Raw genomic sequence first — 25374 nt, 5'->3', positions numbered from 1 at the left:
AAGTCCATAGCCAATCGACTAAAGACTTAAGACTTTCGACTTAGGACTTATTTTTCAAATCTTCAATCAGTTTATCTACACTTTCGGTAGTTAGGTTTTCGTAAAAGGTATATTCGGGGCTAATTTGCAACACCGGACCATACCCACAGGCGGCCAAACATTCAACTCCTCTAAAGCTAAACAAGCCATCGGCAGTAACTTCACCTTCTTTAACACCTAACTTATTTTCTAAGTGGTCTAATATTTTCTCTGCACCAACCAGGCAGCACGGGCCAGTACGGCAAACCTCTAAGGCATATTTACCTTGTGGTTTTAAGAAGTACATGGTATAAAATGTGGCTACCTCATAAACTTCTATTGGCTGAATATTTAGATACGCGGCAACCTGATCCATCGCAGATGTTGGAACCCAAAGATATTCTGCTTGCACCAGGTGCAACAATGGCAATAATGCCGATTTCTGTTTACCTTCAGGATAACGGCTTTTAACTTCGTCAAACTTGGCCAGCAATTCCGCCGATAACGTTACAGGTGTTTGTTCTTCTACTTTAAGCATCTAATTCTCCTGCAATAATATTCATACTACTCATGTTTATAATGGCGTCAGACAGTAACATGCCTTCGCTCATTGGTGCAAACATCTGGTAATTTATAAAACTTGGTCTGCGGAAATGCAGGCGGTAAGGTGTACGACCTCCATCATTAATGAGATAGAAACCCAGTTCACCGTTTCCACCCTCTACAGCGTGATAAACTTCTGCTTTTGGTGCATCAATTTCGCCCATCACAATTTTGAAGTGATAGATCAATGCTTCCATATTGTTATAAACCTCTTGTTTTGGAGGAAGATAAAATTCGGGTACATCGGCATGGAAAATACCTTTTGGTTCGGTTTTTAGCTTTACAAGTGCCTGTTCAATAATGCGGACACTTTGCCACATTTCTTCATTGCGCACCAGATATCTATCGTAAATATCGCCGCTGGTACCAACTGGAACATCAAAATCGAAATCCTGGTATGAGGAGTACGGATCGCTTACACGAACATCGTAATCTACGCCAGTTGCGCGTAAAAGCGGACCAGTCCAGCTGTATTCTAAAGCAGTTTCCTTTGTTACCTCTGCCACCCCTGCCGTTCTATCGATAAAGATACGGTTACGGGTTAACAGATTTTCGAACTCTTTTAAAGCCACAGGAAACTCTTTTAAAAACTTATTAATTTTTGTAAAGGCCACTTCATTGAAATCTCTTTCAAAGCCGCCAATTCTCCCAATGTTAGTAGTTAACCTTGCTCCGCAAACCTCTTCAAAAATCTCGTAAATATGCTCACGAAACTGGAAAAGGTAAAGGAAGGTTGTTGTGGCGCCAGTATCCTGACCGATAATCGTATTACAAATGATGTGATCGGCGATACGGGAAAGCTCCATGATAATAACGCGAAGATAATCTACACGTTTAGGCATTTGGATATTCAACAGCTTTTCAACCGTCATGTGCCAGCCCATGTTATTAATAGGCGAGGAGCAATAGTTTAAACGATCGGTAAGCGGAGTAATTTGATAGAACGGGCGGTGCTCGGCAATCTTTTCGAAAGCCCGGTGAATATACCCAATAGTAGAGACACCGCTTACAATGCGCTCGCCATCTAACTGAAGCACGTTTTGAAAAACGCCGTGGGTTGCAGGGTGGGTTGGGCCTAAGTTTAGGGTTACAAGCTCACTTTGCGGGTCGTTATCTGTAAATACCGGATGGTTATGATTCATAATTTACCTTCCAAAAAATTCGTCTTTTTTATCTACTCGGTTCGGATCTTCCAATGGATATTGTTTCAACATGGGGTGAACACCTAAATCATCCATATTCAAGATCCGGCGAAGATCTGGGTGACCTTCAAATTGAACACCGAACAGGTCGTAAGTTTCACGCTCCATCCAGTTTGCACCTTTCCAAACGCTAGTCGCCGTTGGGATGGTTGGATTTTGCTCGGAAATAAAAACCTTTATTCTAACCCTCACTTTTTCTACCATGTTGTGCAGGTGGTACACAACGGCAATACCGTGGTCTTTACCTGGGTAATGAACAGCAGTAATATCGGTAAGGAAATTGAACTTTAACTCTTCTTTAAGATGCGACAGTACGTTTATGATCACATCTTTGTAGGTTACGAAACTTAAGAGGCCGTAAGGCTCAGAAACAGCGGTGATCTTTTCGCCGAATTTCTCGGTTAATTGAAGGTGAATGTTGTTATTTAACGTCGTTTCTTCCATTTATTTAATGCCGTATTGACCTAAAAGTTCTTTGTAATAATCGGAGTTCCTTCTTCTGCCAGATTCGTTCTTCACTAAATCCTGAATGCGCTGGAAGCCGTCGAGTATTGCCTCTGGCCTTGGCGGGCAGCCCGGAACGTAAACATCAACCGGAATTACCTCATCAATACCTTGCAATACAGAATAGGTATCAAAAATACCTCCGCTGCTTGCACAAGCGCCAACAGCCATCACCCAACGCGGCTCGGCCATTTGGATATAAACTTGTTTTAATACCGGAGCCATCTTTTTCGCGATGGTGCCCATCACCATTAAAACATCGGCCTGACGAGGAGAAAAACTCAAACGCTCTGCACCAAACCGACCTAAATCGTAGTGAGAACCCATGGTTGCCATAAACTCGATACCGCAACAAGAGGTTGCAAAAGGCAACGGCCATAACGAATTTGAACGTGCCAAACCAATCACTTTATCTAAAGAAGTGGCAAAATAGCCAGGTCCTTCGGTTCCTGGAGGCGCATCTACTATATTTATTTCACTCATGTTTATAAACAAAAAATGCTCATCCTTTTGCAGAATGAGCAACAAATTTACAATATTTTAAAGGCAATTAAACTAGCGGAACCTGATTTAGAACCTTTCTAAATAAAATGAAGATTACGTTCTTAATTAGCAATTATCAGTTCTCAACTACCATTTTTTAGTTTGAATAGTCATCGGATGAATATTGGCAAATTTCAGGTATTCATCCGATGACTTTATATTGCCAACTGCCAGAAAACTGTGCCAAAAGCATCCCTTTGGGACAAACTGATCAGTTCCAGTCTAATACTTTCTTTTTGATTACATAAACGAAACCGAGTAGCAACGTTCCCATGAAGATGAACATTTCGATCATTCCATCCATTTTTAAGGCCCTGAAATTAACTGCCCAGGGGTACATAAAAATTACTTCAATATCGAATAGTACAAACAAAATAGCAACTACGAAATATTTGATCGAAAACGGTTGACGTGCGTTACCGATCGACTTAACCCCTGCTTCAAAAGTTTCAAGCTTGTCGCTCGTTTTACGTTTTGGACCTAAAAAGTGTGTTGCAACCAATGTAGTGACAACGAAACCCAAGGCTACGATTACTTGAAAAATAATTGGTAAAAAATCTACTGAGGTACTTTGCGCTTGCATAATGTTTATTTTCTGATGCAAAAGTAAAAGAAAAAGGCAGAGTAACCAAACTCTGCCTTTTCAAATTATGTTCGATATTAAGAATTGACTGATTATTTGCCTTTAGCAGATTGCAATTCTTTAAGTTTTGCTGGCGCATACGAATCGTTAGGATCCAAGGCTACAGCTTTAGTTAAAAAGTCAATTGCTTTCGCTTTGTCTTTGTCTGCATACCAAGCGCCCAACAATCTGTACGATTCAACTAAGTTATCTTTAGATGATGCTTCATCTTCTGGCTTAATCAAAGTAATGTACTTTTCGTAAAATGGAATCATTAAACCTTTTGTAGCGGTTCCATTTTGAGCCTGATCGATATAGTCATTAATCCTCGCTCTTAAAAAATACCCCATTGCGTAATCAGGCACAACTTTGTTCAGTTTCTCCAGGTTTTGATCTGCCTCGGTTAATAACGGCAAGTCAAAAGGCTTTTTGTCGCGTTTATCGTAGTATGTTTTACGGAAGGCTGCCTGACCCAAATAATAGTAACTAGTATAAACGTTTTTACCGTTCGGGTTATACTGAATAGCTAATTTGTACGTGTTGATCGCATCGGTGTATTTTTTACTTTTATACATTTCCAACGCCAGTGCACTTAAAAATTCCGCATTGTTCGTGTCAATCTTAGCTGCTTTAACAAGATTAGCAATTGCCGCTGTAGTATCTTTACCTGCTTTAATTTGCGATTGTCCTAAATAGAGATAATCGTTAGCCAAGATTTTGGTTGTATCCTTCTCTTTGGCGAAGAAATTAGTCAAACTTGTTAATGCCTGTGGATAGTTTCCATTCTCGTAAGCAGACCAACCTTTTAACCTCGAAACGATTGTCGATTTTGGATGGTCGGCAGGAACCTGAATAGATGATGCCACTTGCTCTAACTCCTTGAAATCTTTAACATAATACAAGAACTGCATGTAACGCAACTGAGATTCTAAAGATTTATCAGTTAAGCTCATGTATTTTTTATAGCTCTCGGTTGCTTTGGCTGCCTTTTCTTTATCGGCACCGAAACCACTCCATATTAAATAAAGCTCTCCCAATTCGCGGTAAGCGGGGCCGTAATTTGGATCGGCAGTAGTTACGTCTAAAAGTTCTTTTTCAGCTTCAGGAAAAGCTTTTGACTCTTTATACATTCTACCGATTTGAGTTTTAGCCCTGCGGTTGTTAGGATCGATGTCGTTTACACGAAAATACGGACCTAAGGCTTCAGAGTTATTCTTCTGCAAGGCGTAAGCATCACCCAACGCCAAGAAAATTTGTGCGTCTTTATCTTTCGAATCCATTTCATCAGCCTTCTGAATGTTTGCCAGGGCCAAAGTAAAATCGGGTTTAGAAACTTCATCGCTCGGCTTATTTTGAGCTAAATAGGCCCGGCCAATATTAAGGTAAGTTTCATATTCTTTAGGATCTAACGATACCGCTTTATCAAAGTTTGTTTTGGCAGATGTTGGGTTGTTCGTTAACATATCTGCTTCCCCCAAACCGATATAGTTAAGGTTGTTTTTCGGATCGGCAGCCAGGCCTTTTGTAAATACAGCCCTTGCCGAATCGATATAGCCAGTTTTAAGATAAACTAAACCGAGGTTATAATAGTTTTCTCCTTCACTAGGCTTGCTGGTCACCAATGATTTAAGCATTGATGAAGCTTTCTGATATTGTTCAGCGTCGATGGCTTTTTTCGCGTCATTTAAATCTTGAGCAAAAACTGCAGAACCCATCAACACCAAACCTACATTTAAGGTTATTGCTTTCTTTAAAATTTTCATCGGATTATTGTGTTTTTAAATAAAAATGAAGTTCTTTTCAGGTTACTTCGTGGTTCAATTTATAGTTAATTTAATTTAATTCTACTTGGTTAAGTTAATCGCTCTCGGCATCAATTTGTGGGGCCCCAGTCCAGATTTGAGTACAATTAATTGTCCTCTCTGACTTCTTAGCCATGTTGCAAATCCTGTGCCTAAACCGTCTCTTCCTTCGCAATCTACAATGTTTATGTTTCTTAGGAAAGGATAAACACCATTGATTAAATTGATTTGTGACGGCTTATAAAATTGATCATCGCCTACCTCACCTTTGATATTTTTAACACCAAGCACTTTAACCCTCGCCAATTCCTGGGCCATCTCGCTGTTCCTTCCCGAAACCCAATTCACTCCTAAAATACCAATAAAATTTTTATCATTAGCAATTAGTTTTATTACTTCGTTACTTGAGTTTTTTGAGTAAACACCGCTAGCCGGAAACTGGCTGATTTTGGCCAATGTTTTGAAATACTGAAAGGTACTTGAATAAGCGTTATCAAAGACCAATTTTTTATCTGACTTTCTCCCTTGTAAAATATCAATCACCTCTTTAACGGTAATTGTGCTATCAATATTATCTTTATTTGTAATTAAAGCTATTCCATCAATGGCAAACCGCGAAGCATTGATTTTGATTTGTCGCTTGTTGTAATACTGCTCTTCATCTTTAGTTAACAGCCTTGGCAACACAATTACCCTTACGCTATCATTTAAAAACGTTGGCAAGAGTTTTTCAAGGGGTTTTACAGTGGTTTTAAAATTAGCCAGGGGATAATCAAGACTAAATATATCGATCTGTTGTTGTACAATAGGGCCAACGCTTTCGTCTACCAGCATTTTTAAAGTTCCACTGGTTCGGGTTTCCTTTACAACGTTGGTTTGTTCTTTTCTTCTACAAGAAATGCATGCCAACACACAGCAAATAAAAAGGAATTTCTTCATTAAAAATTAATCTCGCCTGCTTAGGCTCAGGAGCCTAACAAAAGCATAAATAATTAAAAAAATACCTATGGTAATCCTGCCCCATTGAGGGATTGCGCTAAGCCTTTGCGCCAGTGGAGCCCAAAACATGAATGCCACACCTAAAACAAGATAAAACACAAACATGACAAGCCCTAAAATAAGCAGAAACCGCTGTTTAGGCGATTTCTGCTTAAAAATATCAAAATTTAACATCTACAAATTTAGTTCAATGTAAAGTTAACGTTGATGTTATATTTAACCCTTACCGGCTTACCGTTTTGAATTCCTGGATTCCAACGTGGACTCGCTTTCAAAACGCGAATAGCTTCTTGATCGGTACCGCTACCCAAACCGCGGGTAACTGTAATATCGGTTAGCTTACCATCTTTTTCAACAACGAAAGATAAAAATACTTTACCCTGAACATTGTTTTCTTGCGCCATTGGCGGATATTTGATTGCTTTACTTAAGTAGGCATAAAACTTAGGCAAACCTCCAGGAAACTCCGGTTGCTTTTCGATACTAACAAAGTCGTAAACCTGGTTATCATCAACAGCGACAGCTTCAGTTCTTTTCGGGCCTTCGCCTACGGGACCAACAATTACTTCGTCGGCTGCATCAGGGTCACCTTTCAGCTCTCTCTGCCCCGGATCTGCCACTTTGAGTTTTTCAACTGTAGGTGGTTCATCACGTACCTCAATATCGGGTTTAACAATTGGAGGTGGCATTTTTACCTGATCCACTTTTGGTGGCGGTGGCTCTACCGGTGGAGGTGGTGGTGTTTTGGGATCAACTGGTGGTGGAGGTGCAATAATAACTTCCTCTGCCTTTACCCTCTCCTCATCCTGATTATCCATATTACCTTTAATAAGGCTATAGATTTTCGGAGAGAAAAATAATAGTAAAAAGACAATTGAACCAATTATCAGTGCTCTTGTTGTGTTCGATCCGTTGGTTTTACGCAACTGATAAGCACCATAGCTTTTGTTTTTACCTTCAAAAACCACCTCAATCCATTCTCTTCTTAATATATCTAACTTCGACATAACTTATGGTTTAATGGTTATAAAATTCCTTGTTCTTTCATGGCTTGCTTCTCGTTATCCTGAATGTTATCATCGTCAATCTGACGAACTTTAACTTTAAGAATCTCTAATTCGTCCATCATATCTACGAAATTCTGGAAAGTAGATCCTGACGTTGGTTTTACCAGCACCACAAAATCTCCAGCAACTCCCGATGCGTCGGCGATTTTTCTATTCTTTACGATATCATCTCCAACGGTAGCTAAAGGACCAATATTGGGTGCGGTTTCGCCAGCTACGCCCATGTACCATGCTACTTTGTTATTCTTACCCAACAAAATGGTCATTGTTTTCGATGCCTTAAGCTCTAATCTATTCTCAGGTTGCTTATCATTTTTATCTGGCTTTACAATATCCATCGCCTGTGGCGTAGAGATTACTGTTGTTAAGATAAAGAAAGTTACCAAAAGAAACATCAAATCCACCATGGGAGTCATATCAACCCTCGGTGTGGCTTTCTTCCCGCCTGTGTTTAATTCTGCCATTTCTTATTTCTTTTTAGCTTCAGCGTTGGTTACCAATAAAAATTTGTTAACCTTTTGATCTTGAAGTATATCAATTACCTTTTTAACTACAGGATACTCTTCTTTCGAATCGCCTTTGATACTGATACGCATATCCTGTTGATTTATTTCCTTAGTTGCTTTACGGGCATTTAACACCCATGCGCTTAACTGATTATCAGTAGAATCGGCTGGAATACCTGGCTGTACACCTGGTTTCATACGATCGCCGGCCTTCATTGCAATCAGCTGCTTTAAGCTTTGAAGCGGAACACCAAAACTTCCAATTCCCATAAATGCTTTTAGCTCTTCAGGGGTAAAGGTCATATTGTACTGTTCGGCCATTAGCTCTAAGGTTCTTTTCCTCACATTAACTCCTGCTACTTCAAAGAAAACCTTTCCCTGCCCAATGGTTAATGTCGCATTATTTTCTGCCGGCACCTTAAACTCGTAGGTTGATGATGGCGTAGAAACCGCTAGTGGTTCTGGTTGTCTTGCCGTTGCAGTTAATATAAAGAACGTAAGTAGTAGTGCAGCTACGTCGCACATGGCGGTCATATCTGTTACAGTACTGGTTCTTTTAACTTTAATTCTTGGCATAATATTTTAACTTTTTAATAATGATGAATTTTTTTCCGGTTTTCCATAAAGCCGGTAAAAATATTTTCAAAATTTTTATTTATGCGAACTAGCGTACGTTTGAACGATGCTGAAACCAGCCTCATCAATAGCGTAAGTTAACTTGTCGATTTTAGAAGTTAAGATATTGTACATGATGATAGCCAATGTTGATACAGAGATACCAGTCATTGTGTTGATTAGTGCCTCAGAGATACCTACCGCTAATGCTGATTGATCTGGAGCACCAGAGTTTGCCAAACCGGCGAATGCACGGATCATACCTGTTACTGTACCTAATAAACCGATCAATGTACCGATAGAAACCAAAGTTGCAATGATGGTTAGGTTTTGCTCTAACATTGGCATTTCTAATGCTGTAGCTTCTTCAACCTCTTTTTGGATAGCAACGATTGATTGCTCAACATCCATGTTGGTATCAGCTTCTACTTCGCTGTATTTTTTCAAGCCAGATTTGATTACGTTAGCAACCGAACCTTGTTGTTTATCGCATTCAGCTTTAGCAGCTTCGATGTTACCAGCGTTTAACAAACCTTTTACTTTAACGATGAAAGTATCTAAGCTCGATTTTCCACTTGCTTTTCCGATAACGATTAAACGCTCAATTGAGAAAACGATAGTTGTTAATAATAAACCGATTAAAACAGCTACAATCGGACCACCTTTGTAAGCAGTACCTGGATAGTTATTTGGTAATGGTAAATTTTCGGGGTTGTTATCGATAAAGTTTGAAGGATCTCCTAATACGAATTTCCAAATAACGAATCCAATTACGATACAGATCGGAATAACCAATGTTGCGAAAACATTTGAAGCTGTAGCAGTGCTCTCTTTTTTAACAGTTGTTGGTTTTGGTGCGTTTGCCATTTTTTTTTAAATTTTAGTTTTAGTTCTTGTTTTTAAATTTAGCTGTTCTATCTTTTTTGTAATACACACAACGTTTCTTATCTGATATTGTTGCGAAAAACAAATTTATAAATTGATTTCAAATTACAAATTAATAAATCAATAAACAATTAAATCGTTACTTAAGATTTAGTTTACGGTAATTAAGTAGTGTATATAACAAAAAAATTGCCTCAGCCGGAGGCAATTCTTCCACAATGAAAACTAAAAAAAATTCCATTTGCAAATTTTTGTTACAAAAAATGCATTTTAAAGTGCTTTTAACACAATTTTAACGCTTCACCTACTGTTTTTGCCGCGCTGGTGGCCTCAAATTGCTCGAAGTTTTTCTCAAAGGCATAAGCAAGCTCGTAGGCTTTCATGTAATATTCTTCGCTATTTGTCCAGGTGGTGGCCGGGTCTAAAATATCCGATGGCACACCGGGGCAATGCATAGGCATCATTAGTTTAAACACATGGTGTCTTTTATATTGATGATGATTTAAATCGCCGTTTAAAGCCGCAGCTATCATTGCCCGGGTGTAGCTTAACTTAATCCTTTTGCCTGTACCATACGCACCGCCGATCCAGCCTGTATTTACCAGCCATACGTTTACCTGGTGTTTCCGCATTTTTTCGCCTAGCAATTCGGCGTATTTCGATGGATGCAACGGAAGGAAAGCCTTGCCAAAACACGCAGAAAATGTTAATTGCGGTTCTGTAACACCGGTTTCGGTACCGGCGACCTTTGCAGTGTAACCACTCATAAAATGGAACATGGCCTGTTCTACATCCAATTTGGAAATTGGCGGCAATACGCCGAAAGCATCGGCCGTTAAAAAGAATATATTTTTGGGCACCGTTCCAATAGAAGGTAAAATGGCATTGTCGATGTGTTCTAAAGGATAGGCAACCCTTGTATTCTCCGTTTTCGCCGTATTGGAGTAATCAACTTCTTTGGTGCCCGGAAAAAATTCTACGTTTTCTAACAGTGCCCCCGCTTTAATTGCTTTGTAAATTTGCGGCTCCTTTTCTTCTGATAAATCGACACATTTTGCATAGCAGCCACCTTCAAAGTTAAACACAGAATCATTTCCCCAGCCGTGCTCATCATCGCCAATTAAGCGCCTGTTTGGATCTGCCGACAAGGTTGTTTTTCCCGTTCCGGATAAGCCGAAGAATACGGCCGTATCACCATCGCTACCAACATTGGCCGAACAATGCATTGAAAGTGTATTTTTATATGTTGGCAAAACGAAATTTAACACAGAGAAAATCCCCTTTTTAATTTCACCGGTGTAGCCTGTGCCGCCAATTAAGATCATTTTTCTGGTAAAATTGATAATTGAAAAATTTGCCTGGCGGGTCCCGTCGATTTCGGGGATGGCCAAAAAGCCTGGCGCAGCAATAATCGTCCATTCAGGCTTATCGCCTAAATCATCTTCATTTGGGCGGATAAACAGGTTATTGGCAAAAAGATTTTGATAAGCGGTTTCTGTAATTACCCTGATCGACAGCGAATATTCGGGATTTGCACAGGCCAGACAATCGCGAACGTAGATTTTCTTATCGGCCAGATAATTCGTCATCTTGTTAAAAAGGCCATCGAAACGCTCCGGACTAATCTTGAAATTGATGTCGCCCCACCAAACCGTTTCTTCGGTAACGGAATCACATACGATGAACTTGTCTCTCGGAGAACGGCCGGTAAATTTTCCGGTATCAACCGCAAGTGCGCCCGAGGTTGCCAGCACGCCCTCTTTATTTAATAAGGCTTCATCTATTAATTTCTCGGGAGATAGCTGGTACATTACAGCCATGTTTCCGCTCAGATTCAAGTAGCTTAAATCTGGCGCCTGCGGTTTCTTTTTGCTCATAACAATAAGTTAGTTAGTGAGGCAAAGGTAAGAGGTTAGCGAGTTAAAAAACAACTATTTTGAAGCAATTATTTACATATTGTAGTTATTACACTATTAGTTAAACGCTTAAATAACAGTCAATTAAACAGCTGTTTAGTAGTATAAAAAATCAGATATAAATACACTAAGTATCGAGTTTATTGGGTCGGTTGTGTGAGTGTATAACGGGGAGGTCACGTTAAACATCAATTGCCATTTAGAGCGCAAAGCCTGCTTTTCATCGGCGACAAGCCTAACTTAATAGCATTGGGGCGAGCAGGGCGTACAAAAACCCCTTTTTGCAGCACATACGCTCGATAAGCACGATTAAGCCCAAAAAGATTGTAGTGAGAACGGGGCAGAATGGCCGCCAAAAGCTTCATAAAACGTTCGTTTTCGAAACAGCCCAGTAACTTAAAATTAGGCCTGCTTATGTTAGGACCATGCCAGACCTAACCTCCGGCCTTTTTAACTTTGAAGCCGTCTTTTTGAAGAATAGCCATTACTTTATCGCGAACATCGCCTTGAATCATAATTTCACCATCTTTAACTGAGCCGCCAACACCGCACTTGGTTTTAAGCATCTTGCCAAGCACGTCTAAATCTTCAGATCGTCCTTTAAAGCCTGTAATCAATGTTACGGCCTTACCGCCCCTGTTTTTCTTATCAAGCATAATTCTCAAATCCTGCTGGTTTTGGGGTGGAGTAACGGTATCATCAATTTCTTTTTCGAACTCAAAATCGGGATTGGTGGAATACATAATTGCGCCCAAATCGCTTAAACTGTTTTTCTTGGCTTTCATAATTGATAAAATTTATAGCTGCTGCAAAGCTACGGCACAAGGACTTTAAGTGAAAGCGGCTTTACCGTAACCTCAATTACCTTGCCCATTTGCAAGGGCTCGCCATCTACATGTACAGCACCATCGTTTTGTCTTGTAATTTTGATGTGACTGCCTTTGATAATCTCGACCATATCGGAGGTTTCTGCAGTGCCTTTCAACATTACATAACTTAATACAGGCAATTTTAGTATAGAAAAGGGCTTGATGATACAAACATCGAGCAAGCCATCTTTTACTGATGCATTGGGCGCAATGTACACATCGTTTCCGTATTGTGATGAATTGGCGAAACTAATTGCAAACGCCTTACGTTTATATTGCTTGCCATCAATCTCGAGCAAATAAGTTTCTGCCTTGTAGTTAAATACCTCTTGCAGCCCGAGCTTAACGTAGCCTGATAGACCTCTTTTTTTATCTTTGGAAAAAATAGCGCTCAAATGTGCATCGAAGCCCAAACCAGCGAGGTTGAAAAAGCACTTTTCGTTAAATTCGCCGGTATCGATCTCCTCAATCTTTAACCGGTTTATAATCGAAAGTGCGTATCGAATATTTTTAGGAATTTTTAGGAACCTGGCTAAGCCGTTTCCCGAGCCTAGGGGCAAAATGCCCAGCACCTTGTTGTATTTTAGCACCTTGCCTGCTACCTCGTTGATGGTACCATCGCCACCGCAGGCAATAATAACATCGAAGTTTTTGTTCGACGCTTCTTCTGCAAGCTCTGCAGCGTGCCCCACATATTCAGTAAATACAAAGTTTGCGTTGAATTTATCCTTATCAAGGTATCTATCGATAAAATCGGGGATAGCAAGTTTCACCCTGCCACCAGATATGGGATTAATAATAAAGAGGATATTTGTCTTTGTGTGCAAAATGTAAGATTGAGTGCACAAAATAATCTATAATTTTTGAAATAAAGAAAATATGCTAATTTTGCAGCCATTAAAAGTGGATTGATTTGCTATCCCGAATCTTCGGGACCGGATTGCAACCACTTAAAAAAATTGCTAATACCTCCTTTTAATCAATTACCACCTGTTTCCGAGGGGTTTGGCAAGCTAATTTTTTGTTTATTCATCACTTATAATATTTAATAAATGTCGTATTTATTTACATCAGAATCTGTTTCTGAAGGTCACCCGGATAAAATTGCTGATCAAATTTCGGATGCTTTAATTGATAACTTTTTGGCCTTTGACCCAGAATCGAAGGTTGCTTGCGAAACTTTGGTTACCACTGGGCAGGTTATTTTAGCGGGTGAAGTAAAATCTAAAACCTATTTAGATGTACAGCAAATTGCTCGGGATGTAATCAAGAAAATTGGATACACCAAGAGTGAGTACATGTTTGAGGCCAACTCATGCGGCATTTTATCTGCCATACATGAGCAATCGCAGGATATTAATCAAGGTGTAGATAAAACGAATAAGGAAGAGCAAGGCGCTGGCGACCAGGGGATGATGTTTGGCTATGCAACCAACGAAACGGAAGATTATATGCCTTTGGCGCTAAATCTTTCGCACAAGTTGTTACAAGAGCTGGCCGTGTTGAGACGCGAAAATGACGAGATTAAGTATTTACGCCCGGATGCAAAGAGTCAGGTTACCCTGGAATACGACGACAATAACAGACCTGTACGTATTGATGCAATTGTAATTTCGACACAGCACGATGATTTTGATGAGGAAACTGCTATGTTGGCCAAAATTAAAGCTGATTTGATAAACATCCTGATTCCACGCATTATAAAGAACAATCCGCAGTATGCGCATTTGTTTAATGATAAAATCGAATATCACATTAACCCGACTGGTAAGTTTGTTATTGGTGGGCCGCACGGCGATACTGGTTTAACTGGCAGAAAAATCATTGTTGATACTTATGGCGGTAAAGGTGCGCACGGTGGCGGCGCCTTTTCGGGCAAAGACCCGAGTAAGGTAGATAGAAGCGCGGCTTATGCCACCCGTCATATCGCTAAAAACCTGGTTGCGGCTGGTGTTGCCGACGAAATCTTAGTGCAGGTATCATACGCCATTGGTGTTGCAAAACCGATGGGTATTTACATTAACACTTATGGAACGGGCAAAGTGGGCAAAACTGATGGTGAGATTGCTAAGATTGTTGAATCGATATTTGATATGCGCCCGTACTTTATTGAGCAACGCTTAAAATTGAGAAACCCAATCTATAGCGAAACCGCAGCCTACGGCCACATGGGTAGAACTCCTGAAACGGTAACCAAAACTTTTAGAACGCCAAACGGTGAGGAAAAAACGGTTACCGTTGATTTGTTTACCTGGGAAAAGCTGGATTACGTTGAGCAGGTGAAAACCGCTTTTGGCATTTGATAGCCTCTCCGAATGAAAAGTAAAGAAGTCAAGTTTTTTTTAAAAATTTGGCTTCTTTTGTATTTAGAGCCTGATAAATTTGCTCAAATTCCGTTTGCTTTCATAAAATCTTCTTCCTTTGCCGAAATGTGATCATCGTCGATCGCAAACGATTTTACATCGCCGATTTTCATTTCATCTACTGCATCAACAAAATTCTTGAACTTCGAGCTTTTACCTGGCTTAATAATCACGATCAGATATTTCGCGGGGTTATCCTGATGAGTTTTAGCTACACGCAGTTTATTCAAACTTATTTCTGATTGAACAGCATTCATGTCGATCACTTTCATTTGCGCTCTTTCTATTGTGCCCATATAAGAAACGGCCTTGTTATCATTACCCAATAAAAGTGTCATCGTTCTCGATTCGGGGTAGGGCTCGGTAGCATCACCAGCTTTATCGGGCTTTGCAACATCGGCTGCATTTAATTGCCCCAAAGTGGTGGTGAGCATAAAAAATGTAGTGAGTAAAAACATCAAATCTACCATTGCGGTTAAATCTACGCGTGGTGCTGTTTTTTTTGTTCTTCCTTTTACGGCCTTGCCGCTTTGAGATTCGTTTAAAGTTGCCATCGTTTCAGGTTTTTTATTATGATGCCAACCTGCGGTTAATTGCATAAAAAAGGCGATTAAAAAAAATCGCCCTTGGTTTTAATGTGCAAAAGGTTTATTTGACAGCTTCAATAACCCCGCAGCCAACACGAGGACCAGAGTTGCCGGTTGGCTGGGTTTTATAATCGTCAGTGCCGCCGTGCACAATAATTCCACGACCAATAATATTCTTGATATCTCCCTCTGCGGTGCTCCAGCGGTCGGTAGTAACCGAAATTTTGCCTTTGCCATTATGATCGAGCATGATGTTGCCGATATCGCCACTATGGTAAGCGGTTGATTCCCATTGGCCATGGGCTTCATTTGTTGGGTTCCAGTGTCCATGTGCATTCTCGCCCATATTTCCGCAATCGCCATGTTCATGAAAATGAACGGCTACATTGCTATCTGCTCTAGCGGCAAAATCCACCTCCAAATCCATCTTGATCTTTCCGTTACTCAATTCATAAAACTTTGCGGTACCAATTGTTTTGGCATTATCTGCAGTGGCAGTAAGGGTTGCCTGAGCAACTTCCTTATCTGATTTTGTGCAGGCACTCATTAATGTAACCCCTGCAATGGTTAAGCCTAGAAAAAGTTTTTTCATCGTTTTTAAATTTAGTGTAACTATCAAACACATTGAGCTTCATTTGGTTTGCGATTAAATGCGCCAAGCCAAAACCATTTAATAAACCTGTTGTTTATATCAATACAAATAAATAGACTATGGAACGGCCAATAGCAATGAATACTTTAAGTCAGATTTTAGAGAAATTGAGGCTTAAAGGAATGGATAACGAGTTAAAAATGACAGATCATGGAAAGATGCAAAGTAAATCGCTGGGCACTATCTATAAGCCGGAAGATTTAACAATTGTTAAAACCTACCGCTTCGAGGGCGACTCCGATCCGGCAGACAATTCGGTTCTTTATCTGGTAGAAGATCAACAGAAGAACATAGGCTATGTGTTGGATGCTTACGGCATTTACTCTGACAATGAAGGCTCTGGTTTTGACGATTTTCTTAAAAAAATTCCGGTTGCGGATCGCGACGAACAGGAGTTGTTTTCTTAATCACTTTTAAACCGCATTTTTAGGCGCATTGTATATACATTGCGCCTTTTTTGGGTTTGTGAACACACAATTCATTAAATTTGCCGCTCATTAATCAATCCTGAATGAGAAGCAGATTTAATATCCCGCCTATACCGGCAATTTTGTTGGCCATTATTAGTGTGCAGTGTGGAGCGGCCATTGCCAAGGGCTTGTTTCCGGCAATTGGCCCCGCGGCAACGGCATCGTTAAGGATTGGTTTATCGGCACTGATACTTTTAATTGCGTTTAGGCCAAATGTTACGAAACTGAGTAAAAAACAGTGGAAATATGTGATTTTGTACGGATTGAGCCTCGGCGCAATGAACATGGTGTTTTACCTGGCCATAGCCCGAATTCCGATAGGCCTGGGCGTAACACTCGAGTTTATCGGGCCCCTGGTAGTGGCCATTTTCGGTTCGAAAAAAATAATCGATTTCTTTTGGGTAATGCTGGCAGTGGCTGGCATTGCATTGATTACGCCGTGGACAAATAATGGCCTTGACCCGATCGGGATCCTGTTTGCCTTAATGGCCGCTGCATGTTGGGGTACTTACATTGTTTTGGGTGGAAGAATCTCCAAAATTATGGACGGGGATCAGGCGGTATCGATAGGAATGGTTGTAGCCACTTTACTTATTGTTCCCTTTGGCATTGCAAATGGTGGTTTAAGCCATTTAAATTCGCATTTATTGGCTTTGGGGTTTGCATTGGCGTTGCTATCGAGCGCCATTCCGTTCACCTTAGAAATGGGTGCGTTGAAACAGCTTCCGGCACGAACTTTTAGTATTTTAATGAGTTTAGAACCAGCTGTGGCCTCCATTGCAGCTTTCTTTTTTTTGCAAGAGCGATTATCGCTTAAAGAATGCCTGGCGGTTGTTTTCGTAATTGTAGCCTCTGCAGGGTCTTCAATCACGTCCCGACGGGCAAAATTGTAAGAATTAGGCCAAAATGCGGTACACACTCAGTCGGGTGTATATCACGGAACTGCCACGCCAAAACGGACCGGTTGGTTTGCCAGCATTGCTGTAATTCGTTTTAGTTGTGAGAAAAACAGTTAATATTACCCAGAAATACCAGTTGTAAAAACATTTTTAATAGCGTAATGGTTAGTATATCATTCGCTGCAAAAACAGTGAATAACATGCGCTTTTATCCACCTTTTTAACCCATTTTATAACTTTAAGCAATTCCCAAATCTTATGATGAGCGATAAAGATTTCCTTTTAAGCCCACAACAGTTATTAGCTGTTTATGATCAAACGATTACGGCAACTGCTATCCATGTTACTGAAGATGCGATAATTCAAACCGCCAACGATGCTATGCTTAAAATATGGGGAAAGGAGCGGAGCAGCGTTATTGGCAAATCGTTAGAGAATGCACTGCCTGAATTGAAGGGCCAGCCTTTTATAGAGATGTTTAAAAGGGTTTGGAACGAAGGGCTAACGCTTTCGGGAAAAGATACCCCAGCCGATTTGTTGATCGATGGCCAAATTAAAACTTTTTATTTCGATTTTGAATACCGTGCAATTAAGAGCTCCGAGGGCAAAACCATGTGCATATTGCATACAGCAATTGATGTAACGGAGCGATATTTAAAACAAGAGGCTGAGGAGCGGGCGAGAGAGAAAGAGGAAGCTTTAGAGCGTGAGCAGGCATTAAACGAAGAACTTGCAGCTACAAATGAGGAGTTAACCGCCACAAATGAAGAACTTCAGGAAACGCAGGAGCAACTCCATTTGCTTAATAGTGAACTGGAGGCCCGGGTAGCAGACAGGTTAAATGAGCTGGCTGAAAGTGAAAAGAGGTTTAGGACGATGGCGGAAGGAACAGATTTCTTTATCGCAGTTGGGGATGAGACGGGAAAAGCAGTTTATTTTAATCAAGCGTGGACTACGCTAACAGGACGATTGACGAAAGACCTGGTAAACTTCGGGTGGATTGATCTTATTCATGCTGACGATAGAGCAAAATATGTAAACATGTACCTGACGGCTCTCCAAAATCAGCAAGCTTTTACCGCCGAGTTCAGGATTTTAAGCAAGGAAGGCGATTACCACTGGTTGTTGGCGCAGGGTCCTCCTCGCTTTAATGCCGATGGTTCGTTTGCGGGTTATATCACATCGTATGTAGACATTACGGAGCGTAAACTTGCAGAAATTGAAAAGCAAAACTTAAATACATTAATTGAGGCCAGTTCTGAATTTATTGGTCTGGTTAACTTAAACTTCGAAATAAAGTACCTAAATCCCGCGGCATTAACGAAGCTGGGTTGGAAATCGATTAGGGGCCGAAGCATTGTAGACTGCATTTACCCGGAAGACCGGCCGTTTATCAAAAGGCTTCTGCCAAAAATGCTTCAAAACAAATTTAAGCACGAAATCAGGTTTTGGAATGAAGAAACGAAAAAGCCGTTTTGGATTGAGTGGAACAGTTTTTCGATAAAAGATGAACAGAACAATGATGTAATTGCTACGGTAAGCCCCGATATTACTGAACGGAAACTTTACCAGGAGGAATTACAGGATATCAACATGGAAATGGCGGCCGCCAACGAGGAGCTTATTACTACCAACGAAGAGCTGGCGCAAACGCATGATGACCTGGTGGCTTATTCGGCCAAGCTTGCCGATAGCGAAGAAAAGCTTAGGCTGGCAATTGAAACGGGTAAAATGGGCACGTGGAGTATAAATCCTAATACGTTAAAGGTTTACATCTCAGGCTTTGTAAAAGAACAGTTGGGCCTGCCAGTAAATGATGAGGTAATGTTGGATGATATTATGCAGGCAATTGACCCCGATTATCGGAAACTGCTTCGTTCTACGTTGGGCAATTCGCTAAAGAGGCACTTACCAAGCGACACTGAATATCCGATCAGAAACCTGGTTACGGGCGAGGAAAAGTGGATCAAAGTTACGGGCAGCATGTTTTTGGATCAAAATGGCCTTCCTGTAGAATATGCAGGCTTGTTTATGGATATTACAGAGCGTAAGTTGGACGAACTGAGAAAAAATGATTTTATCGGGATGGTAAGCCATGAGCTTAAAACACCCTTAACGGCAATTAACGGTTTTGTGCAGGTGCTTCAACGCAAGGCTAAAAAAGATAATGATAGTTACGCAACTGTTGCGCTCGAAAAAACCCATTCGCAAATCAGAAAAATGACCGCCATGATCAATGGCTTTTTGAACGTTTCGCGGTTGGAATCTGGTAAGCTATCGATCGAAAAGAAACCGTTTAAGCTCGACGGTTTAATTAATGAAACCATTGAGGAAACTTATATCTCGCAATCATCGCACGATATTGTTGTAAATGAGACATGCGACGTTGAGGTTACCGCCGATCGGGATAAAATAGGCAACGTGTTATCTAATTTGCTTAGCAACGGGATAAAATACTCTGATAACGGAACTACGATTACTATTAATTGTATTGTGACAGATAACCAGGTTGAGGTGCAAATCAAAGATCAGGGAATTGGTATCAAGGAGAAAGACATCGATAAGCTTTTTGAGCGTTACTATCGCGTTCAGGGCGATCATACCATTTCTGGCTTTGGCATTGGGCTCTATTTATGTGCTGAAATTATAGAACGACACGATGGCAAGATCTGGGTGGATAGCGTGGTTGGCCAAGGCTCTACATTTCACTTCACATTGCCGCTATTGTAAAGTTAACTTTAACTGCGCTCCTGGTTTGTTTCTACAGGCTATTTGACTTGACGCTGAAAAAAAGAAGATGCTGATCGCGAAGCTTCAGAATGACTGCTTTTAGCGTTGTCATCCTGAATGCAACGAAGAATCCCCAAGCGATGAAACGCAGAACGCCAAAAACCCACTGCCAAAAAGGACGAGTGAGTGGGCAAGAACGGTAAGATATAGGTTGCAAATGCTTCGGTTCCTCAGCATGACAAAGCCAGTGATGTCGTTGGTAGCTTAACTGGGGATTCTAATGCAAAATAACGCAACGTCATCGCTTAGTTTGAGATTGATTAACCTTTTCACTAAAACAACATTAAAAGTGAAACCAATAGTTATTTTTTACCTGTAAGTTCGATAAAATAGCTGAACGAAGTGGGTTTGGCGTAAACCAAATATGGTTCCAAAGGTTTCGGTCCGCAACCCCACGAGCCTACGCCGAGGGTTTTGTGACTAATACATAATACCGTTCCTTTACTCTTTGGCAAATCGATTTTATACTCTACATTTTCCATTTCTTCATCGCTGTAAGGTAACGCGGCTACTTGTAATAAGTCAGCTCCTTTTTTTACCGTTAAACCAGCACCATTGCCTGCCGAGATGTTTGCCCAACGTACATCTTCGTGGTTGCCGCTTTCCATCGGTTTCTCATACGGTGTCATTTGTTGAGTTACACTGCTCGAATAGTGGCCCACATCGAACCCGCTTTTCCTGTCGGCATAGTTTTCCATTGGGCCTCGTCCAAAATATTCCATTCTGTCGAGGTCTTGATCCAAAAATAAGCGAACCCCTATTCTGGCCAGTACCAACTTCGGATCACTAAAGTTTACGTCGTTATCCGCCTTAATCAAACCGTTTCCATTTATAGTGTAAACTACATTGTGGTGAACCACGAAATTATCTTTTCCGGTGCCGGTTAAACTTACGTTTATTTGAACACGGTTGGCCGACAGTTGGGTAACGTTCACCTGGTCGGTTACCCAACTGATGGTTTTAAGTCCTTTTTTCTCCCAATCTTCATAAGCCCACATGTCGTCTTTACGGTGCGGCGCACGCCACAAATGCAGCATCGGGCCACCGCTATCGCGAAGAATGTTCTTGTTGTCTTTTTCCATCTTCGAAAAGGTGCCCTTTGCTTTATCAAACTCAAGGCTGAAATCGCTTCCTTTTATGCTAATGATTTCTTTTGAATCGGTGAGGCTTAAATCTCCGCCAGCACTTGTCTCTGTTGCAGGAATGGCGATTGGCAACTCCAACTGTTGAGCAGCTACCTCGTAACCTTTTTTTGCCCAGTTTTTATCTGTTGATAAATCGAACGAAACCCTTAAAAAGTACGTTGACCCTGGTTTCGGCTTAACCACAAACGGAATTGTGATATCTTTTTCCGCCCCGGGGATAATTGAACCAATTACTAAAGCACCTGACCATAACGTTTTGCCATCTTCGGTAATTATCCATTTGCCAGTCAGCGTATTTAAATTGGTAAACTGATATCGGTTTTTGATCGTTATTACGCCTTTACTTAAATTTTTCGGTAAAATGCTAACCCACTGATAGGCATGTTTTAGCTCGGGGTAATGGGGTTTTAACGAACGATCGGAGAATACCACACCCTTATGAATAAAATACTGGTCGTTCGGGTATTCGCCAAAGCCACCCCCAAATGCCGTTATTGGGTGTTTCGGATCGCGGTTGTTGTAAATTCCCTGATCTTGCCATTCCCAAATTGCGCCACCTAATAAAGCCGGATATTTATCGAATAATTCGTTGTAAACATCTACCGAACCCATCGAATTGAACATCGCGTGTGCATATTCGCATAAATAAAACGGTTTGCTAAGTCTGGTATCTGTAACCCGGCTTTCGAGGCTCTTCACATCGGTGTACATCTGGCTATCCACATCGGCAGGATTGTTTTTGCCAATGCCAAAGCCTTCGTAATGCGTTGGCCGTGTTGGATCTATGGCTTTTATCGCAGTGAGTGCAGCCCTAAAATTTATTCCTCCACTTCCATTTTCATTGCCTAAAGACCATATGACTACGGATGCGTGATTTTTGAAACTTTCGGTATTGGCAACGTTTCTATCTACAATAGCTGCCTTGATCCTCGGCTCATCGTTAAATTCGTTCATGGCTCCGTGGCACTCCACATTGGCCTCTGCCACCAGATAAAGCCCATATTCATCACACAACTCATACCACCGCGGATCGTTGGAATAATGGCTGGTACGCACATGATTGCAATTGGCCTGCTTAATTAACACAATATCCCTAATCATTTGGGCCTCGGTAACCGCATGACCAACATCTGGCCAGTTCTCGTGCCTGTTAACTCCTTTTAATTTGATGGCCACACCATTTACGGTAAACAAGCGACCCTTAATTTCGATGCTCCTGAAACCTGTTTTGGCCGATAAGGTTTCGGTAGTGCTCTTTCCATTGCCGAGGGTAATTACAGTTGTGTATAACTTGGGGGTTTCTGCAGTCCATTTTTCGGGATTGGTAACGCTGAATTTTACATTGACTGCAATTTCCTCGCCTGGCTTTAACGCCCTAACGAGCGCTTGGCCTTTGGCGCCAACTATAGCGTTTGCTCCGTTGTACAACATTGCGGTTAGGCTGTTTGGTTTAGTGGCGGTAGTACCATAGTTTTTAACCTTGGCTGTGACAACCACTTCGGCATTTTTGTATTGTTTATCGAGATTGGTTTTAACGAAGAAATCGCGAATATGTTGGGTGGGTGCGCTCCAAAGGGTTACATTTCTAAAAATGCCGCTCAACCGCCACATGTCCTGATCTTCGAGGTAGCTTCCTGTAGTAAACCGGTAAACCTCTACTGCCAGCGTGTTTTTGCCGGGCTGCAGATATTTTGTTAAGTCGAATTCCGCAGCATTTCGGCTGTTTACGCTGTAGCCCACTTTTTTGCCATTTACCCAAATAAAAAAGCCTGCATCAACGCCGTCGAAAGTGATAAAAACCCTGCGTCCCTTCCATTCTGTCGGCACCGTAAAATCTCTGCGGTAACTTCCAACGGGATTCCGTTCGTGATAGGCAGTAAAATTTTCAGGCGGTGTGCTCATTACCTTCGGAAAATCCTTTTGGAAAATATAATTATAATTACTGTAATAAGGCGTACCGTAACCCTCAACCTGAAAGTTGGAAGGCACCTTGATTTCTTTCCAGCCAGAAACATCGTAATTGGGCTGATAGAAATTTACAGGTCGTTTTTGAGGCCAGTCTACCCAGTTAAACTTCCACATTCCATTTAAACTCCTGCTGAACGACGAAGCATGTCTGTTTGCGGCCAATGCTTGCTTTAAATTTGCGTATGGCATCAACGTGGCGTGTGCTGCTTCTTTGTTTATTCCTATGTTTTCGGGATCTTCAATTTCCTTCGGAACCGATGCCGTATCTTGCTTGGATAAAAAGTTCGAATTTGGTTGTTGATAGCTGAAGCTCATTTTTGTTATGAAAACGAAAATCGATAACACTAAAACTTTAGGGAGGTTCATAAAACGTTTTACTGATTTAGGTTGAGGTTAGATTTGCTGCATTACAAAGGAATGAATAAATGCTTAAGTTTTATGTTTGCAAAGATTAAATTACAAATTAGTAAATCGAAAGCGCTATAATTTGAAGGCAAACCAGCGCCTTGTTAGTCATTCGTCCTGCGGTGCTGCAAAAAATACCAAAACAAATTACTTGCAATAATAAGGTGATGAAGGATATTTGGGATGAGGCCGTAATATTTTGTAAAGATCTTGAATCTTTCTATCAGGCTTTCGCGGTGTTTTTTCTTGCTCATCCCCCCCACCAGGTACTTGGCCACGTAACGGTTAACGTTTACTATATTCGAAGCTTTTTTAGCGGCCTTAATAATCCAGTCGATATCTGCACTGTACTTGTAATTTAAATCGTAGGGCGAGGCAATACTTCGGCGAACGTAAATTGCCTGGTGGCTAATGTTCATCCCGTATTTAAAGCTTGTCCAATCGAACTGTTCTGGCGCTTCGTGTCGTCTTCTGCCCAGGCTTTCCCAATTGTCGTTGTACATTTCTGTTTCGCCATAGTAAATGTCGGCTCCGGCGGCAGTTTCGAAAACGTTTTCAACGGTATGTTCATCGTAAATTTCATCTCCCGAATTCATAAACAATACATAATCGCCGGTGGCCAGTGCCAGTCCCTTGTTCATGGCGTCGTAAATGCCCTTATCAGGCTCAGATACTAATTTCGAGATGCGATCCTTATATTTTTCAATGATTTCTAAAGTTCCATCTGTCGATTTTCCGTCAACAATAATATACTCTATTTTTTTATAGGTTTGACGGAGTACGGAGTTGATGGTTCGTTCAATATCACGAACATTATTGTAAACAATAGTGATGACTGTTAGCTTAGGCATACTAATCCATTAATTTTTTTAGCGTTTCTACGTCGGGTAAAACACCTTTGTATTCGGCAGGCAAAACATCACTCGTTTTGTATGTCGAAACGCCCATTGCTTTATTAAAATCGCGAAAAGAGAATTCAACAACTTTGTTTTTCTTTTCCTTACATAGAATAATTCCTATCGATGGTTGCTCATGTGGCTGCTTAACGTATTCATCCAAAGCAGACAAATAGAAGTTCATCTTTCCTAAATATTCTGGCTTAAATTTACCAGTTTTCAATTCAAAAACGACCAATGATTGTAAGCGGCGATTAAAAAACAACAAGTCTAAAAAGTATTCCTCATCTTCTACAATTAAGCGATATTGGTTGCCAATAAAAGCGAAGTCTGAACCTAAAGACATTAAAAATTTCTTAATGTTTTGCACGATCTCACTTTCCAGCACACGCTCATCCTTTTCATCGCCATCTTCAATATTGATAAAATCTAACAGGTATTCGTCCTTAAACGATTGCAGCGCTTTTTGCCTGGCTTCGTCGTTAGTTATCGTTTTCGTAAAATTATTGGGCAGGTTACCTATTTTTTGAAACGCCTGGTTGTTGAGGTGGTTTTTCAAAGTGGCTAAGCTCCAAAACTCGGAGGCTGTTTTTTGGATGTAGAATATTCTTTCTTCTAATTGATTGGTATTTTGAATAATCTCTAAATGATGAGAAAAGCTTAGCCCAAAAAACGTCTTTCCTATTTGGTCCGACACTGTCGGCCTAAATACAACCTCCTGTAAATCAATTGTTTCTAATTTGGCCGACACTGTCGGACTAATTACGAATTGTTGTTCCCACGATTCAAATAACAGCCGCATTCGTTTCATATTTGTTGCAGAAAATCCTCTTAACCCTGGAAGCTCAAGCTGTAAATCGGCAGAAAGATTTTCGATCACCTTCGCCCCCCATTTCTCCTCCTCAATTTTGCGGGAAATAAATTTCCCGACAGCAAAATACAGCGTTAAAAGCTCTTTGTTAACAAGCGAGGCGGCACGGTACCGACTTTGTAATATTGCCGATTTTAATGCTTTGATGTTGTCAAGATGCGCTTTAGATAGTTCCAT

The 25374-nt window shown here is 40.8% G+C and carries 23 protein-coding genes; 4 read left to right on the top strand and 19 right to left on the bottom strand.

Annotated elements, in window-relative coordinates; genetic code table 11:
* Positions 1-40: 40 nt before the first annotated feature.
* The 14 genes from IZT61_RS13915 to IZT61_RS13850 form a co-directional block, all read right to left on the bottom strand.
* On the bottom strand, positions 41-556 hold the full coding sequence (locus tag IZT61_RS13915) for an NADH-quinone oxidoreductase subunit NuoE family protein (RefSeq protein ID WP_196097499.1): 516 nt from the start codon (positions 554-556) through the stop codon (positions 41-43).
* Complete coding sequence (locus IZT61_RS13910; RefSeq protein ID WP_196097498.1) at positions 549-1763, bottom strand: NADH-quinone oxidoreductase subunit D; 1215 nt, start codon at positions 1761-1763, stop codon at positions 549-551. Before IZT61_RS13910 ends, IZT61_RS13915 begins: the two co-directional genes overlap by 8 nt.
* A gap of 3 nt (positions 1764-1766) precedes the next feature.
* The gene (locus IZT61_RS13905; RefSeq protein ID WP_196097497.1) at positions 1767-2267 is read right to left on the bottom strand and encodes an NADH-quinone oxidoreductase subunit C; all 501 of its coding nucleotides are present in this window, start codon (positions 2265-2267) and stop codon (positions 1767-1769) included.
* Positions 2268-2810: an NADH-quinone oxidoreductase subunit B gene (locus IZT61_RS13900; protein WP_039472971.1), complete on the bottom strand. Its 543-nt coding sequence runs from the start codon at positions 2808-2810 to the stop codon at positions 2268-2270.
* 271 nt (positions 2811-3081) lie between these two features.
* Complete coding sequence (locus IZT61_RS13895) at positions 3082-3453, bottom strand: NADH-quinone oxidoreductase subunit A (protein WP_196097496.1); 372 nt, start codon at positions 3451-3453, stop codon at positions 3082-3084.
* 92 nt (positions 3454-3545) lie between these two features.
* Positions 3546-5255: a tetratricopeptide repeat protein gene (locus tag IZT61_RS13890; RefSeq protein ID WP_196097495.1), complete on the bottom strand. Its 1710-nt coding sequence runs from the start codon at positions 5253-5255 to the stop codon at positions 3546-3548.
* An 81-nt stretch (positions 5256-5336) separates the two neighbouring features.
* Complete coding sequence (locus IZT61_RS13885) at positions 5337-6233, bottom strand: PstS family phosphate ABC transporter substrate-binding protein (RefSeq protein WP_196097494.1); 897 nt, start codon at positions 6231-6233, stop codon at positions 5337-5339.
* 242 nt (positions 6234-6475) lie between these two features.
* A complete protein-coding gene (locus IZT61_RS13880; RefSeq protein ID WP_196097493.1) occupies positions 6476-7300 on the bottom strand; it encodes an energy transducer TonB in 825 nt (274 codons plus the stop codon).
* A gap of 17 nt (positions 7301-7317) precedes the next feature.
* Positions 7318-7824 carry an ExbD/TolR family protein gene (locus tag IZT61_RS13875; protein WP_196097492.1) on the bottom strand — a complete coding sequence of 169 codons (507 nt, stop codon included), beginning with the start codon at positions 7822-7824 and terminating at the stop codon, positions 7318-7320.
* A 3-nt stretch (positions 7825-7827) separates the two neighbouring features.
* A complete protein-coding gene (locus IZT61_RS13870) occupies positions 7828-8442 on the bottom strand; it encodes a biopolymer transporter ExbD (RefSeq protein ID WP_196097491.1) in 615 nt (204 codons plus the stop codon).
* Positions 8443-8517: 75 nt separating this feature from the next.
* Positions 8518-9348: a MotA/TolQ/ExbB proton channel family protein gene (locus IZT61_RS13865; protein WP_196097490.1), complete on the bottom strand. Its 831-nt coding sequence runs from the start codon at positions 9346-9348 to the stop codon at positions 8518-8520.
* Positions 9349-9647: 299 nt separating this feature from the next.
* A complete protein-coding gene (gene pckA, locus IZT61_RS13860; RefSeq protein ID WP_196097489.1) occupies positions 9648-11243 on the bottom strand; it encodes a phosphoenolpyruvate carboxykinase (ATP) in 1596 nt (531 codons plus the stop codon).
* A 473-nt stretch (positions 11244-11716) separates the two neighbouring features.
* Positions 11717-12067 (bottom strand): translation initiation factor, encoded by a 351-nt coding sequence (locus IZT61_RS13855; RefSeq protein WP_196097488.1) that lies wholly within the window; start codon positions 12065-12067, stop codon positions 11717-11719.
* A 29-nt stretch (positions 12068-12096) separates the two neighbouring features.
* A complete protein-coding gene (locus IZT61_RS13850; protein ID WP_317193161.1) occupies positions 12097-12978 on the bottom strand; it encodes a diacylglycerol/lipid kinase family protein in 882 nt (293 codons plus the stop codon).
* 225 nt (positions 12979-13203) lie between these two features.
* Between IZT61_RS13850 and metK the strand changes: the two genes are divergently transcribed.
* Positions 13204-14454 (top strand): methionine adenosyltransferase, encoded by a 1251-nt coding sequence (metK, locus tag IZT61_RS13845; RefSeq protein ID WP_196097486.1) that lies wholly within the window; start codon positions 13204-13206, stop codon positions 14452-14454.
* An 83-nt stretch (positions 14455-14537) separates the two neighbouring features.
* On the opposite strand, the gene IZT61_RS13840 is transcribed toward metK, so the two are convergent.
* Positions 14538-15068: a biopolymer transporter ExbD gene (locus IZT61_RS13840; RefSeq protein ID WP_196097485.1), complete on the bottom strand. Its 531-nt coding sequence runs from the start codon at positions 15066-15068 to the stop codon at positions 14538-14540.
* Positions 15069-15162: 94 nt separating this feature from the next.
* Positions 15163-15693, bottom strand: coding sequence for a superoxide dismutase family protein (locus IZT61_RS13835; protein WP_196097484.1), 531 nt, complete (start codon positions 15691-15693; stop codon positions 15163-15165).
* A gap of 119 nt (positions 15694-15812) precedes the next feature.
* Here IZT61_RS13835 and IZT61_RS13830 point away from each other — a divergent pair, with 119 nt between their 5' ends.
* The 3 genes from IZT61_RS13830 to IZT61_RS13820 all read left to right on the top strand — a co-directional run bounded on the left by IZT61_RS13830 (position 15813) and on the right by IZT61_RS13820 (position 19852).
* Entirely contained in the window at positions 15813-16160 is a 348-nt protein-coding gene (locus IZT61_RS13830) for a hypothetical protein (protein WP_196097483.1), read from the top strand.
* A gap of 104 nt (positions 16161-16264) precedes the next feature.
* Complete coding sequence (locus IZT61_RS13825) at positions 16265-17116, top strand: EamA family transporter (RefSeq protein WP_196097482.1); 852 nt, start codon at positions 16265-16267, stop codon at positions 17114-17116.
* A gap of 264 nt (positions 17117-17380) precedes the next feature.
* Positions 17381-19852: a PAS domain S-box protein gene (locus tag IZT61_RS13820; RefSeq protein ID WP_196097481.1), complete on the top strand. Its 2472-nt coding sequence runs from the start codon at positions 17381-17383 to the stop codon at positions 19850-19852.
* Positions 19853-20214: 362 nt separating this feature from the next.
* Here the strand turns inward: IZT61_RS13820 and IZT61_RS13815 are convergent, their stop codons facing one another.
* From IZT61_RS13815 to IZT61_RS13805, 3 genes are all read right to left on the bottom strand, one after another.
* Positions 20215-23340, bottom strand: a complete 3126-nt coding sequence (locus IZT61_RS13815; RefSeq protein ID WP_230383702.1) for a glycoside hydrolase family 2 TIM barrel-domain containing protein — start codon at positions 23338-23340, stop codon at positions 20215-20217.
* Positions 23341-23534: 194 nt separating this feature from the next.
* Positions 23535-24281 carry a glycosyltransferase family 2 protein gene (locus tag IZT61_RS13810; RefSeq protein ID WP_196097479.1) on the bottom strand — a complete coding sequence of 249 codons (747 nt, stop codon included), beginning with the start codon at positions 24279-24281 and terminating at the stop codon, positions 23535-23537.
* A 1-nt stretch (position 24282) separates the two neighbouring features.
* Entirely contained in the window at positions 24283-25374 is a 1092-nt protein-coding gene (locus IZT61_RS13805) for a PDDEXK nuclease domain-containing protein (RefSeq protein WP_196097478.1), read from the bottom strand.

This window comes from Pedobacter endophyticus (assembly GCF_015679185.1).
In the GTDB taxonomy this organism is placed as follows: domain Bacteria; phylum Bacteroidota; class Bacteroidia; order Sphingobacteriales; family Sphingobacteriaceae; genus Pedobacter; species Pedobacter endophyticus.
The sequence above is the reverse complement of the archived record's forward strand: the minus strand, read 5'-3'. Positions and strand labels throughout refer to the sequence as shown.

What these genes read in the sequence shown, in the direction of transcription:
- IZT61_RS13915 (WP_196097499.1), bottom strand. Translation starts at nt 556, where the DNA reads ATGCTTAAAGTAGAAGAACAAACACCTGTAACGTTATCGGCGGAATTG.
- IZT61_RS13910 (WP_196097498.1), bottom strand. Translation starts at nt 1,763, where the DNA reads ATGAATCATAACCATCCGGTATTTACAGATAACGACCCGCAAAGTGAG.
- IZT61_RS13905 (WP_196097497.1), bottom strand. Translation starts at nt 2,267, where the DNA reads ATGGAAGAAACGACGTTAAATAACAACATTCACCTTCAATTAACCGAG.
- IZT61_RS13900 (WP_039472971.1), bottom strand. Translation starts at nt 2,810, where the DNA reads ATGAGTGAAATAAATATAGTAGATGCGCCTCCAGGAACCGAAGGACCT.
- IZT61_RS13895 (WP_196097496.1), bottom strand. Translation starts at nt 3,453, where the DNA reads ATGCAAGCGCAAAGTACCTCAGTAGATTTTTTACCAATTATTTTTCAA.
- IZT61_RS13890 (WP_196097495.1), bottom strand. Translation starts at nt 5,255, where the DNA reads ATGAAAATTTTAAAGAAAGCAATAACCTTAAATGTAGGTTTGGTGTTG.
- IZT61_RS13885 (WP_196097494.1), bottom strand. Translation starts at nt 6,233, where the DNA reads ATGAAGAAATTCCTTTTTATTTGCTGTGTGTTGGCATGCATTTCTTGT.
- IZT61_RS13880 (WP_196097493.1), bottom strand. Translation starts at nt 7,300, where the DNA reads ATGTCGAAGTTAGATATATTAAGAAGAGAATGGATTGAGGTGGTTTTT.
- IZT61_RS13875 (WP_196097492.1), bottom strand. Translation starts at nt 7,824, where the DNA reads ATGGCAGAATTAAACACAGGCGGGAAGAAAGCCACACCGAGGGTTGAT.
- IZT61_RS13870 (WP_196097491.1), bottom strand. Translation starts at nt 8,442, where the DNA reads ATGCCAAGAATTAAAGTTAAAAGAACCAGTACTGTAACAGATATGACC.
- IZT61_RS13865 (WP_196097490.1), bottom strand. Translation starts at nt 9,348, where the DNA reads ATGGCAAACGCACCAAAACCAACAACTGTTAAAAAAGAGAGCACTGCT.
- pckA (WP_196097489.1), bottom strand. Translation starts at nt 11,243, where the DNA reads ATGAGCAAAAAGAAACCGCAGGCGCCAGATTTAAGCTACTTGAATCTG.
- IZT61_RS13855 (WP_196097488.1), bottom strand. Translation starts at nt 12,067, where the DNA reads ATGAAAGCCAAGAAAAACAGTTTAAGCGATTTGGGCGCAATTATGTAT.
- metK (WP_196097486.1), top strand. Translation starts at nt 13,204, where the DNA reads ATGTCGTATTTATTTACATCAGAATCTGTTTCTGAAGGTCACCCGGAT.
- IZT61_RS13840 (WP_196097485.1), bottom strand. Translation starts at nt 15,068, where the DNA reads ATGGCAACTTTAAACGAATCTCAAAGCGGCAAGGCCGTAAAAGGAAGA.
- IZT61_RS13835 (WP_196097484.1), bottom strand. Translation starts at nt 15,693, where the DNA reads ATGAAAAAACTTTTTCTAGGCTTAACCATTGCAGGGGTTACATTAATG.
- IZT61_RS13830 (WP_196097483.1), top strand. Translation starts at nt 15,813, where the DNA reads ATGGAACGGCCAATAGCAATGAATACTTTAAGTCAGATTTTAGAGAAA.
- IZT61_RS13825 (WP_196097482.1), top strand. Translation starts at nt 16,265, where the DNA reads ATGAGAAGCAGATTTAATATCCCGCCTATACCGGCAATTTTGTTGGCC.
- IZT61_RS13820 (WP_196097481.1), top strand. Translation starts at nt 17,381, where the DNA reads ATGATGAGCGATAAAGATTTCCTTTTAAGCCCACAACAGTTATTAGCT.
- IZT61_RS13815 (WP_230383702.1), bottom strand. Translation starts at nt 23,340, where the DNA reads ATGAGCTTCAGCTATCAACAACCAAATTCGAACTTTTTATCCAAGCAA.
- IZT61_RS13810 (WP_196097479.1), bottom strand. Translation starts at nt 24,281, where the DNA reads ATGCCTAAGCTAACAGTCATCACTATTGTTTACAATAATGTTCGTGAT.
- IZT61_RS13805 (WP_196097478.1), bottom strand. Translation starts at nt 25,374, where the DNA reads ATGGAACTATCTAAAGCGCATCTTGACAACATCAAAGCATTAAAATCG.